The sequence below is a fragment of the Mycobacterium pseudoshottsii JCM 15466 genome (assembly GCF_003584745.1).
GTDB classification, from domain to species: Bacteria; Actinomycetota; Actinomycetes; order Mycobacteriales; family Mycobacteriaceae; genus Mycobacterium; species Mycobacterium marinum.
The window spans coordinates 5,340,879-5,352,584 of sequence record NZ_AP018410.1; the positions used below are offsets into that span (position 1 = coordinate 5,340,879).

At 65.1% G+C, this 11,706-nt stretch carries 10 protein-coding genes and 1 pseudogene; 2 read left to right on the plus strand and 9 right to left on the minus strand.

Annotated features, from left to right (window positions below; genetic code table 11):
* The first annotated feature begins 12 nt into the window (after positions 1-12).
* Positions 13-864, plus strand: coding sequence for a mycofactocin-coupled SDR family oxidoreductase (locus tag MPSD_RS24385; RefSeq protein WP_020726606.1), 852 nt, complete (start codon positions 13-15; stop codon positions 862-864).
* 11 nt (positions 865-875) lie between these two features.
* Positions 876-1,706: an SDR family NAD(P)-dependent oxidoreductase gene (locus tag MPSD_RS24390; protein WP_086085234.1), complete on the plus strand. Its 831-nt coding sequence runs from the start codon at positions 876-878 to the stop codon at positions 1,704-1,706.
* Here the strand turns inward: MPSD_RS24390 and MPSD_RS24395 are convergent.
* From MPSD_RS24395 to MPSD_RS24435, 9 genes and pseudogenes are all read right to left on the minus strand, one after another.
* Positions 1,703-2,509: an SDR family NAD(P)-dependent oxidoreductase gene (locus tag MPSD_RS24395; RefSeq protein WP_020785944.1), complete on the minus strand. Its 807-nt coding sequence runs from the start codon at positions 2,507-2,509 to the stop codon at positions 1,703-1,705. The genes MPSD_RS24390 and MPSD_RS24395 overlap by 4 nt on opposite strands.
* Before the next feature lie 8 nt (positions 2,510-2,517).
* Entirely contained in the window at positions 2,518-4,956 is a 2,439-nt protein-coding gene (locus MPSD_RS24400; protein WP_020785943.1) for a CaiB/BaiF CoA-transferase family protein, read from the minus strand.
* A complete protein-coding gene (locus MPSD_RS24405; RefSeq protein ID WP_036426259.1) occupies positions 4,956-5,948 on the minus strand; it encodes an enoyl-CoA hydratase/isomerase family protein in 993 nt (330 codons plus the stop codon). The genes MPSD_RS24400 and MPSD_RS24405 overlap by 1 nt, the downstream gene beginning before the upstream one ends.
* Positions 5,949-5,950: 2 nt before the next feature.
* The gene (locus tag MPSD_RS24410) at positions 5,951-7,069 is read right to left on the minus strand and encodes a M24 family metallopeptidase (RefSeq protein WP_020785941.1); all 1,119 of its coding nucleotides are present in this window, start codon (positions 7,067-7,069) and stop codon (positions 5,951-5,953) included.
* Positions 7,059-8,294 (minus strand): M24 family metallopeptidase, encoded by a 1,236-nt coding sequence (locus MPSD_RS24415; RefSeq protein WP_036427125.1) that lies wholly within the window; start codon positions 8,292-8,294, stop codon positions 7,059-7,061. Before MPSD_RS24415 ends, MPSD_RS24410 begins: the two co-directional genes overlap by 11 nt.
* A gap of 12 nt (positions 8,295-8,306) precedes the next feature.
* A pseudogene (locus MPSD_RS24420) lies at positions 8,307-9,365 on the minus strand (amidohydrolase family protein); the annotation flags it as partial.
* A gap of 148 nt (positions 9,366-9,513) precedes the next feature.
* Entirely contained in the window at positions 9,514-10,698 is a 1,185-nt protein-coding gene (locus MPSD_RS24425; RefSeq protein WP_223161692.1) for a cytochrome P450, read from the minus strand.
* A gap of 62 nt (positions 10,699-10,760) precedes the next feature.
* Positions 10,761-10,955 (minus strand): ferredoxin, encoded by a 195-nt coding sequence (locus tag MPSD_RS24430; RefSeq protein WP_011738685.1) that lies wholly within the window; start codon positions 10,953-10,955, stop codon positions 10,761-10,763.
* Positions 10,956-10,967: 12 nt separating this feature from the next.
* A complete protein-coding gene (locus MPSD_RS24435; protein WP_086085233.1) occupies positions 10,968-11,633 on the minus strand; it encodes a TetR/AcrR family transcriptional regulator in 666 nt (221 codons plus the stop codon).
* Positions 11,634-11,706: the final 73 nt, after the last annotated feature.

The following is an 11,706-nucleotide window of genomic DNA, read 5'->3' on the forward strand; positions in this document are numbered from 1 at the left end:
AGTGAGGTATCCATGACTGAGCAGCTTGGCGGGCGGGTCGCGGGAAAAGTCGCGTTCATCACCGGAGCGGCTCGCGGCCAGGGCCGCAGCCACGCGGTACGTCTGGCGCAGGAGGGTGCCGACATCATCGCTGTCGACGTGTGTAAACCCATCGTGGAGAACACCACCATCCCGGCGTCCACCCCGGAGGACCTGGCCGAGACGGCCGATCTGGTCAAGGGACACAACCGCCGGATCTTCACCGCCGAGGCCGATGTGCGTGACTACGACGCGCTGAAAGCCGCGGTGGACGCCGGAGTGGACCAACTGGGCCGGCTGGACATCATCGTGGCCAACGCGGGCATCGGCAACGGTGGCGCCACGCTGGACAAGACCAGTGAACACGACTGGCAGGAGATGATCGACGTCAACCTGTCCGGGGTCTGGAAATCCGTCAAAGCCGCAGTGCCGCATCTGATTGCCGGGGGCAACGGGGGCTCGATCGTCTTGACCAGTTCGGTCGGCGGAATGAAGGCGTACCCGCACTGCGGCAATTACGTGGCGGCCAAACACGGCGTCGTGGGCCTGATGCGGTCCTTTGCAGTTGAGTTGGGGCAACACATGATTCGAGTCAATTCGGTACACCCAACGCATGTCCGGACCCCCATGCTGCACAACGAGGGCACCTTCAAGATGTTTCGCCCGGACCTGGAGAATCCCGGTCCCGACGACATGGCACCGATCTGCCAGCTCTTCCACACCCTGCCGATTCCGTGGGTCGAGGCCGAAGACATCAGCAACGCCGTGCTGTTCCTGGCCTCCGACGAGTCCCGCTACATAACCGGTGTCACCCTACCCGTCGACGCAGGTGGCTGCCTGAAATAGGGTTCCGTCACATGGACGGATTTGCGGGACGCGGGGCGGTCATAACGGGTGGGGCGAGCGGCATCGGCTTGGCCACGGCTACCGAGTTCGCTCGGCGCGGGGCCAAGGTGGTGCTGGCCGACATCGACAAGCCGGGACTGGAGCGGTCCGTCGAACATCTGCGCGGGAAGGGTTTCGATGCGCACGGCGTGATGTGTGACGTCCGCCATCTGAGCGAAGTCAACCATCTCGCGGCCGAATCCGCCCGCCTGCTGGGGCAAATCGACGTGGTGTTCAGCAATGCCGGCATTGTCGTGGCGGGTCCGATCGCCGACATGACCCACGACGACTGGCGGTGGGTGATCGACATCGATCTGTGGGGCTCAATTCATACCGTCGAGGCGTTCCTGCCGAAGCTGCTGGAACACGGTGGACACATCGCGTTCACCGCGTCCTTTGCCGGACTGGTGCCCAACGCCGGGCTCGGCGCCTACGGCGTAGCCAAATACGGCGTCGTCGGCCTGGCCGAAACCCTCTCCCGCGAAATAAAAGACCGCGTAGTCGGGGTAACGGTGTTGTGCCCGATGGTCGTCGAGACCCGGCTGGTCTCCAACTCGGAGCGGATCCGCGGCGCGGACTACGGACTGTCATCCGCGCCGCAGGTAACCGGGGATATGGGCTCCCTGCCGGCCCAGGACGATAGCCTCAGCGTCGACGAGCTGGCACGCCTGACGGCCGACGCCATCCTGGCCAACCGCCTCTACGTGCTGCCACACGAGGGCGCCCGCACCTCGATTCAACGCAGGTTTGCCCGTATTGACCGCACATTCGACGAGCAGGCCGCCGAAGGCTGGCGGCACTAGCCCGGACCCAGCCGGTATTCGCCAGTCTGCGGATCGCGGTACCAGCCCGCCGCGGCGTGGGTGCCACCGTCGACGTGAATTGTCTGGCCGGTGACGTAGCGCGCCATGTCAGACGCGAGAAACACCGCGACACTTGCTATCTCATCGACATCACCGGGGCGCCCCAACGGGACCAGACTTCCGATGCGCTCCAGTGCCGCGGCGCCGCCCAGCTGCGCCAGCCCCTCGGTCATCGTGATATCGGGTGCGATCGCATTCACCCGAATGCCGTGGTGCGCCAGCTCCAGTGCCGTGGTCTTGGTGTAGTTGACAACGCCCGCCTTGGCGGCGGCGTACGCCGCGTAACCAGGCGCGGCCCGCACTCCCTCGATCGAGGTGATCGCCATGATGCTGCCCGGTAGCCCCGCGGCAACCAGCCGCCGGGCCACCCGCTGGGTACACAGCAGCACATGACCTAAGTTGCTGCGGTAGAGCGCATCCCAGCCCTTCTCACTGGTCTGCAGCAGCGGCGACCAGAACACCCCGCCCACGTTGTTGACCAGGATGGTTACCTCGCCCAGTTCGGCCTGGGTTCGCTGCAGGGCGGCGTCCACCTGGTCGCCGCTGCGTACGTCGGTGGCGATGCCCAGGCCGCCAAGCTCGGCTGCGGCCTGCGCGCAGGTTTGCGGGTCCCGCTCCCATATCGCCACCGAGGCGCCGAACGCCGCAAGGCCAGCGGCGACGCCACGACCGATCCCCGATCCCGCGCCGGTCACCACCGCCACCCGGCCGTTGAGCAGGACATCCGCGGGATCAATTGCCATGGTGCTGCTCAGGTTGCCGAGTACATTGCCGGGGCCGCCCCGATAACACCGTCAGATTCCAGCTCGGATATCTCCGCCGCGGTCAGGCCCAGCTCGGTCAGCAACTCACGATTGTGCTGACCCAACAGGGGCGCTGGTTCGGTGTGAAATCGTCCTGGCCAACCGGACAGCCGCATCGGCACAGTGCTGAGCCTGACCGGGCCGTTCACCGGATGGTCCACCACCTCGAAGAAGCCGCGCGAAGCCAACTGGGCCAACTCCGACTGCCGATGCGGTTGCATCACCTTGGCCACCGGTACACCGGCTTGCCATAGGGTGGCCACGATCTCGTCGCTGCCCCGCTGCCCGCACCACGCCGTCAAGTGGTCGTCAATGACGTCTTCGTGGGTGCGCCGGCCGGCCGCTGTGGCCAGGCGTGGTTCGGCCGCCCAAGAGGGTGATCCGAGCGCAGCACCCAGCTGCTGCCAGTGCTGGTCAGTCGAGACCGCAATGGCAACCCAGCTGTCCAGGCGGCCGAACTCGTCGATGTCAGAGCTGCGGTAGAGGTTTTGCGGCACAGCGGCGGGGCCGCGGTTGCCCGCGCGCTCCAGCAGCCGCCCGTACGCGCTGTATTCGATGACCTGCTCCGCAGCGATGTTCAGCGCGGCGTCCACCATCGCCGCTTCCACCAGCACACCCCGACCGGTGCGCCGCCGGTGCTCGAGCGCCAGCAGCAGCGCATTGGCCGCATGCACACCCGCATTGGGGTCGCCAACCGAATACGGCTCATACGGTGTGAGGTCGGGATAGCCCGTCATCCAGCTTCTTCCGGCCGCGGACTCGATGACATAAGCAAACGCCGGATTGTCGCGCCACGGTCCGTCCAGGCCGAATCCAGGCATGCGTAGCAGGATGGCATCAGACCGAATCGACTGCACCGTGGTGAAATCCAGACCCAGCTGGTCCATGACGCGCGGAGTGAAGTTCTCGGCTATCACGTCACAGGTTGCGATCAACCGGTGCAATACTTCCCGACCCCGCGAATCCCCCAGGTCCAGCGTCACACCCTTCTTGTTGGTGTTCAGCGCCACGAAAATGGGCGACTTCTCCCACCATTGGTCTTCGGTCACGGGTACGCCGGCAATCAGCCGGGTACCGTCGGGACGGCGGGTCGATTCGACGTGGATCACCTCGGCGCCGAGCATGGCCAACAGGTGCGTGCACGACGGGCCCGCCCAGAATGTGGTCAGGTCGAGCACGCGAATGCCACTCAGCGGCAGCCGCGTCAGAACCTTCGGCGTCGGTACCGGCCTGGGCTTCAGTTCGGCCGTCCGGTAGTGGTCGCCATGTTCCCCGAGCCGCGGCGCCGGACCGGGGCGGCGCAGGTGCACCGAACTGATCCGGTACGGATGGGCCGGTTGCAGGAACCCGTCGCGGGGGTTGCGGACAAAGGAACCTCGCGCCTGAAAATGGTCGAGCGAGGCGATGTTGGCCCCATTGGCCACCGGCGCGTTGGGAATCCGGAACGCCGTCGCGAGTTCCCGGATCTCGTCGGACGGATGGCTGCGCAGCCAGTCGTAGATCTCCTCGGCATGGAGGTTGGCTTGTTCGGTGATCGACAACGGCGATTGCTCGTCGATCCACTCCGGGTGACCGACCATCGCGCACAGGTCGAACCACTGCTGCGCGGTTCCACATCCCAGATCGACCAGCCCGTCTTGGGCACAAGCCACCCCCGGTACGGTCAACCGCCGAGCGTCACGCCATGGTCGGCCGAGCATTTCGAAATAGGTGACGGGATAGTAAGTCTGGCTGAGAATTTGGGTTTCCAGCATGGATAGGTCGATCAGTTCTCCCCATCCGTCGCTGATCCGGCGGTGCCGGGAGGCCAAGGTGGCCACGCTGGCATATGCTCCGGCCAGGTCTTCGCCGACTCGCCCGCCGACGAAGACCGGCGCGCGATCGGCGAGGCCACGTCCGAGCCCGATGATTGCGCCTGACCACGCCTGCAGGGTGAACTCGGTCGCGGGCCGGTCGTGCCAGGGCCCCTCCAGCCCGAACGGGGTTATCGACGTGACCGTGAGCTGCGGATGGCGCCGGTGCAGCTCTTGCGGCCCAAGGCGCGGGTGCTCAGCGACTCTGGAACCTGGCGACCACACCACCGCGTCGGCGGCGGCCAGTAGCGCCTCGACCAACGCCAGGTCGCGATCGGATTCGGGTGCCGCGACGACGCTGTGCTGGCTACCGGCCAGGAAGTTGAACAGGGCGCCGTCGTTGCCCTCGGGGATGGCGGTGCCCGAAGCCGAGCACCAGCGCAACGGATCACCCTCTGGTGGCTCGACTTTGACAACGTCAGCACCGCCGTCGGCGAGCAGTTTGGTGCAATATGCGCCCGCGATACCGGTGGACAGATCCACCACCCGGTAACCGGCCAGGGGCGGCTGAACTGGCGGCGGTGTGGCCTCCACTAACCTTTTTTCTTCTTCTGCTTGGCAGGCTTGCCGGTGCCGTCTTTGGCCCGCGATTTCATGCTCAGGCGCCACCCCGGTGGGAACCGGCTGTCATTGTCCTTGACCGCATCGCCCAGACCCTGCTCGATGGCGTCATCGAGCATGAGGTCATCGGTGTCGGCCCGCACACCGCTGCCCATCGACTCGAAGAAGCCACTAAGCAGGCTGCCCATGTACTCGCCCTGGAACTGCTTCATGATTTCGAAGAAGACCTTCTGCATGAACACCGTGTCGTTAGGCCGGTTGCGCGCACAGGCCAACGCATACTTGGCCACCTCGGCTTCGAGTTCCTCGCGCGGTACCACGCTGTTGAGAAAGTTGCAGTCCTGCATCTCCGCGGCGGTGAAAGCCCTTCCGGTGAACACCATTTCCTGAAACTTGCGGATGCCCATGGTCTGCGCCCACCACCACATCCGCGGACCCCAGCCGTAGTAGCGAAATGACGGATGCCCGAAGAGCGCATCATCGCTGGAGATCACCAGATCAGCGTCGGCCGCCTGATAGAAGTGCCAGCCATAGCAGTAACCCTTGACCTCCAGGATGGAGATCTTCTTGAAATCCTGCAGGCCACGAATCCCGGCGTTCGGATTGGCATACCACTGACTGACCGATGCGCCATGACGAAAAGAGCCCAACGGCGGATACTTGACCTCCTCAGGGCCGATCCGGAATTCGGCAAGCCGCGGGCCCTGATCCGGAGAGTTCATCACCTCCATGAACTCTTCGAGATCCGCACCCGAGCCCAGATCCTCTCCCTCGCCGCGAATCACCAGTACCTTGACCTCGTCATCGATGCTGGCCCGGTGCAGCAGATCGGCGTAGCGCAGTCGCGCGGCTATCGTCGGCGCATTCAGATGGCCTGGGCGATCGAAGGTGATGGCGGCGATTCGGGTCTCGGGGTCCTTGTCATACCGGATCACCTTGTCCACCGGCGGCTCCGATTTTGGCATGGCTAGGCCTGCCACATCGGGCTGGCGGTCAACACCTCGGGTCCATCGGCGTTGACCAACACCGCTTCGCGGCCAAACACTGCGCCCACCCCCGCCTCCCACACGTAACCCGTCACGGCAAGAACCATTCCCGGCTCCAATCGGTCATTGGCCGCCGTCGCGGGCAGCTGGGCGGAGATGACGGGCGGGTCAAAGCCCATTCCCAGGCCCCGCGCTACCGGCATCGGCGGCGCCGGTTCTCCGGCCTGCCGGTAGGCATTCAGCAATTCGCCGGCCCCCGCACCCGGCTGGCGCGCTAAAAGCAGCCCATCCCACAGCTTCGCCCATCGTTGGTACAGCGGCGCGGCGCCCGCAACACCGTCTGCGGGCCAGGTTCGGCCCACCTCGCCGATGTATCCGCCGGCCAGGACCCCCGCGGAGAAGGCCACCAAGTCCCCGGACCGGACGCGACGATCGCCGCTGGCCCGCTGCCACGGGTGCTCGCGCGAAGTCACCCACGCCACATCCTGATTGGAGGGAGTGCTGACGCCGCCGGCCAACACCGCTTCCACCAGCACGCCGGCCAGCAGCTGTTCACTGACCCCGGTTCGCAGCTCGGCTACCGCCGCGGCCAGCCCGGACTCGGCGACCGCGATGGCTGCCCGCAGCGCGACCACCTCCTCGTCCGTCTTGATCCGCCGGGCGGCGCGCATCGCGAGCTCGCCGTCGACTAGCTCCGCGTTGGGAAATGCCTGCGGCAGCAGCTGGGCGAAGACCGTTGACAGCGCGTCGGCCCCCACCCGCCGGGCGGTGGCGGCACCGTCGATGCGCTCGAGCACCGAAATGGTGTTCATCGGGTTCCACGAGATGCCATAGAGGTTCTCGTGCGGGATGTCATCGGGAACGCCTTCATCCCAGGTGCTGAGCAGATGAATGGCACCTGTCGCGCGGACCAGGACGCAGGTGGGGCCGAAGGGCCTAGTCCCAGCGACCCAAAGTTGTGGAGTGCCCGAGACATAGCGGACGTTGGCCTGCCTACCGAGAACCAGGACATCGAGATCGTGGGCCGCCATCTGCTCGAGCGCACGTTGCCGGCGCCCGCAACGCAGCGCCCGATTGTCGGGCAGTACTTCAGTCGACATAAGGGTCATACGGGTAGTCGGTCAAGCGCGTCGAGCCTTCCTCGGTGATCACCAGCACCTCTTCACTGCGGTAGCCTCCGGTACCGTCTTCCCACACAACTGGCTCGAGCACCAGCACCATGCCCGGCTCCAGCACGAAGTTCTCATCGAACTCGTCACCGAGATCGGTTCCGATCATCGGCATTTCGGCCGCGTTTACACCGATTCCGTGGCCCAGATAGAAGTGCGGCAACCAGGGCCGAGCACCGCCGTTGGCCGCCGTTGCGGCCCTGGCCAACTCGGCTGCCGTCGCGCCGGCGCGGGCCACGCCGACCACGGCGCTCATGATCTCGCGCCACCTGTCGAACTGTTGCTGCTGCCGTGGCTGCGGGTCACGCCCCACGATCCAGGTCCGCCCGAAGTCTGAGCAGTAGCCCTGGTAGGTGATGCTCACGTCGGTCCACAGCACGTCGCCTGCGGCGAGTTCTCGCTCGGTGCTCAGCAGCGGCAGCGCCAAGTCGCCGTGGGTGGTCCACACACCCTCGGCCCTGCTTGCCGGCATGACCTGCCAGATCGGTTCGAGCATGCTGGCGGTGGCACCCAGTTCGAAGGCCCGGCGCAGAAAACGCGCGGATAGCTCGATCTGCCGAATCCCGGGCGCCAGCGCCTCGTGCACTTGCACCATCGCCTCATCGGTGATTCGGACGGCGTTGCGGATGCACGCGAGTTCATCTGAGGTCTTGATCACCTTGGCGGCACTCACGACGGCGCTCGCATCGACGGGGGCACCGCTGGGGAACAGCAGCTTTGCGGCTCGTGCCATGGCACCGGTCAACTCGTCGACCGCGATGGTGGCTGCCGGTGGGATCAGCTCCGACAGCAGGCGCGCGAAATTCTCTACTCCTTCGTCGAATTCGAGGTAGACCGGACCGTGCAGGTGATCGGAGGGCAACTCCGACTCCTGGGATGCGCCCTCCCGAAACGGCAGGAACAGGTGCGGCCACGGGTGGCCGGCCAGCACCACCGCCACCGGGCGCTCAACGTAGGACAGCCCGGCATCTCCCAGCGGCCAACTGGCGCCGGTGGCGTAGACGACGGCGCTGTTACCCAACAAGATCATCGCGTCGACGCCGCGATCGGCCGTCGCGCGGCGGAGCCTGGCCCCCGTCTCGCGCCGCATCCGGGTCAGGTCCGGCCGCTCCGGAATCTGCATCTCAGGCGAGGGCGGCCGCGCGAACGTCGTCATCAGAAATCCGCAGAGTCCTAGGAATTCGGTGATGTTGCCGCTGACTATCCGGGCGGCATGCTGCGGCCCGACCGCGTCGACGACAGCGGCCAGCGACTTCTCCGAATAGCCGTAGGTGCTCTCATTGTGCGGATAGTCCGAGGACCACATGACCTTGCCGACCCCGATGCGATCGATCAGTTCCAGTCCCAGCGGGTCAACCATGAACGATGCGCTCATGTGCTTGTCCCAGTAGTAGCGAACGTCATGCTCGAGCGGCCGATTGAACATGTGCTGATAGGACGCCACCAAATGCTCAGCGTCCTGTAGTGCCCAGGGCACCCAGGCGATGCCGCCTTCGAACCAGCCGACCCGCAAACCCGGATGCTGGTCGAGGATGCCGCCGAAGATGTACTTGGAGAACGTCTCCCGGAATCCGTCGATATTGATCATCATCCCGACGACGACGCTGTTGAACTCACAGGGGCTCTTGGGCGGGGTCTCGCCGATGTGGTGGGTGATCGGCATGCCGGAAGCCTCGATCTCGTCCCAGACTGGCCGCATGGTCGTGCTCGCGTAGTCGATAGGGTTGCCGTCGTCGTCCTTGCCCGGGTTTAGCGGCATCAAAAAAGTCTTGAGTCCAAGCGATTTCAGCTCCTCTAGGGTGCGGCGGGTTCCGTCGGGGTCCCACCAGTTGATCAGCCCGGCACTGTAGAAGTGACCGGCGGAGCGCTCCTGTAGTTCGGCGATGTACTCGTTGTAGATGCGGAATGCGAGTTCCCGAAGCATCTTGTCCGGGTAGTGAAAGAGGGCGAGCACCGCGTTGGGAAACGCGAGCTCCTTGTCGACCCCGTCCTCACGAAGTTCCTGGATCCTCGCCTCGATGTTGGTGCTGGCGGCCCCGGGCAGGTCGTCGTATTGCATGAGGACCGCGCTGAAGTCGCCCGGAAGGAACGACTGGCCCTTGCGCCCGACCTGAAAAGCACCGTCTTCGTACTAGATACGCGGTGCCTTGTCCTTCAGATCGTCCGGGAAGCGCTCATAGAAGATGTCGGCGGCCAGCGATATGTGATTGTCGGCCGAGAACACCACCGTGCCCTCGGGCAGCCCCACATTGATGCCGCTGGCATGTCCCCGGCGATTCTTGGGTGCTCCAAAGCCTTCCGGCGGGTAGAGCGAGACGGAGCTGGTTGGGGCCGACATCATTGATCCTCCATTCGGATCCGGGTTAAGACAGTGGTCACCAGGTCACGGGTAGTTCATAGACCCCATAGGCCAGGCGGTCGTCTTTGAACGGGACGTCTTCGAGCGCAGTGGCCAGCGTCAACGTGGGGATGCGCTGCAAGAGAGTGCGGTAGACAATCTGCAACTCGGCGCGGGCGAGCTGTTGGCCGACGCACTGGTGCCTGCCGTAGCCGAAGGCGACGTTGCGCTCGGCGCCCGCGCGGTGCAGATATAGCCGATCCGGTTCGGTGAACGCGTGCGCATCCCAGTTCGCCGGAGCGAGATCGATGATGATGCCTTCGCCGGCGCGGATGGTTTCTCCGCCAATGTGAATGTCTTCGTGGGCGACCCGGCGCTGGCCGTTTTGAATGATGCTGAGGTAGCGCAGCAGTTCCTCGACCGCATTCGCGACGATCTTGGGGTCGTGGGCATCCCGCAGAATCCCAGCCTGGTCGGGGTTCACCAGCAACGCGAGCACGCCAAGACCGATCATGTTTGCGGTGGTCTCGTGTCCGGCGATCAGCAAGCCGGTGCCCAACTGGGCGGCCTCCTTGACGCTGAGCTCACCGGCCTTGACCCGCTCGGCCAGATCGGAGACCGCGTCTTCGGCCGGGTTCGCCATTTTGGCTTCGACCAGCTCAGCCAGATACTTGTGCAGGCTCATCGCGCCTTTGACGGTGTCCGCACCGGTCGCGTACCGGGCCAGCCCGACATTGGCGTGGTGCTGAAACATCTCGGCGTCCTCGTAGGGCACCCCCAGCAGTTGGCTGATCACCAACGACGGCACCGGCAGGGCCAGTTTGGCGACAAGGTCGGCTGGCTGCGGGCCGGCCAGCATCGCATCGATGTGCTCGTCGGTGATCTGCTGGATGGTGGGGCGCAGTGCTTCCACCCTCTTGAAGGTGAACGGTTTCGACAGCATCCGCCGAAATCGGGTGTGCTCCTCGCCGTCGGCGGTGAACACCGACCGGGGACGCTTGTGAACGGTCGACAACATGCCCGCATTCCAGTGCGGGAAGCCCGGCAGCCGATCATCAACGCTTACCCGTGAGTCGGAAAACAGCTCGCGCACTTGCTCATATCCCGTGATGAGCCACGGTGTGCTGCCGTCCCAGATGCGCACCCTGGTTAGCGGCTTAGCTGCCGCCAGGGACATGACTCCTGGCGGCGGGGCGAACGGACAGCCCGCGGACCGCGACATCGGATAGTCCGGGATTCCCGCCGCCGTCTCGGGGCTGGGGCTTGCGAGCGTGTCGGACACGGTCACTCCTCGATCTTGATTGCCATCGCCGGGCAGGACGCGGCCGCCCTGCGGGCACCTTCGGCGAGCTCAGCGGGCGGATTCGCGTTGAGCAGGACGACCACACCGTCCTCGTCCCGCTGGTCGAATATCTCGGGTGCATTCATCACGCAGTTGCCCGACGATGCGCAGATGTTTTCATCGACAATCACTTTCATCTGCGCCCCTTCTCACTCGCGCGCTGTCACAGGCGCCAGCCATAGGCCAGTTATCGCGTCGATCAGTCCGGTCGCGGCCTCGCGCCAGGAGGGTCGCGGCACCGAGGTGCCCGCGGCAAGCGCACGTTCGAGATCGGCACAGGTGTGCATCAAGAGGTTGCGCGCCATCAGGTTGCGTTCGTAGCGCACGTCGACCGGCAGATCCGGTAGACAGCTGTTGATGCCGTCGATGACCTGAACCAGCGACGGCGAACTCAGCGCATCTTTGACGATGATGTTGTGGTAGGCGGGATCGGTCATCGCCTGCGCGGCAAACCGTGCGTACCAAGTCGGATTACCCAGGACCGCAAGGTGTTCGGTGAGCGGGCGGACCAAACACGCCACCCAATCCCGCATCGTCGCGGCCGCCCCCTTGGCGGCGGCCGCTGCCACCATTTGCTCGCGAAGCCGCTCGATCGGTACGCGATGCTTCTGCTCGATAGCGCGAACCAGATCGGTCTTGGTGCCGAAGTGATACCCCACCGCGGCGTTGTTGCCCTGCCCCGCCGCCTCGCTGACCTGGCGGTTGGAGACCGCGAACACACCGTGCTCGGCGAACAGCCGCTCGGCCGCGACCAGGATCGCCTCTTGTGTGGAGCTGGCCCGTTCACCGCGAACGGCCCTGCCAACGGCGGTCATGATGCCTAGTCAACCGCGCATCGAGGCATTAAGTCAAGCGATTGATTTAAATTGCTGGCGCCGGTCGACCCGG

Bases quoted from the DNA above. Each gene is read 5' to 3' on its own strand.
- MPSD_RS24425 (WP_223161692.1), bottom strand. From the start codon at position 10,698: ATGTCGCGGTCCGCGGGCTGTCCGTTCGCCCCGCCGCCAGGAGTCATG.
- MPSD_RS24415 (WP_036427125.1), bottom strand. From the start codon at position 8,294: ATGACGACGTTCGCGCGGCCGCCCTCGCCTGAGATGCAGATTCCGGAG.
- MPSD_RS24385 (WP_020726606.1), top strand. From the start codon at position 13: ATGACTGAGCAGCTTGGCGGGCGGGTCGCGGGAAAAGTCGCGTTCATC.
- MPSD_RS24405 (WP_036426259.1), bottom strand. From the start codon at position 5,948: ATGCCAAAATCGGAGCCGCCGGTGGACAAGGTGATCCGGTATGACAAG.
- MPSD_RS24430 (WP_011738685.1), bottom strand. From the start codon at position 10,955: ATGAAAGTGATTGTCGATGAAAACATCTGCGCATCGTCGGGCAACTGC.
- MPSD_RS24395 (WP_020785944.1), bottom strand. From the start codon at position 2,509: ATGGCAATTGATCCCGCGGATGTCCTGCTCAACGGCCGGGTGGCGGTG.
- MPSD_RS24390 (WP_086085234.1), top strand. From the start codon at position 876: ATGGACGGATTTGCGGGACGCGGGGCGGTCATAACGGGTGGGGCGAGC.
- MPSD_RS24410 (WP_020785941.1), bottom strand. From the start codon at position 7,069: ATGTCGACTGAAGTACTGCCCGACAATCGGGCGCTGCGTTGCGGGCGC.
- MPSD_RS24435 (WP_086085233.1), bottom strand. From the start codon at position 11,633: ATGACCGCCGTTGGCAGGGCCGTTCGCGGTGAACGGGCCAGCTCCACA.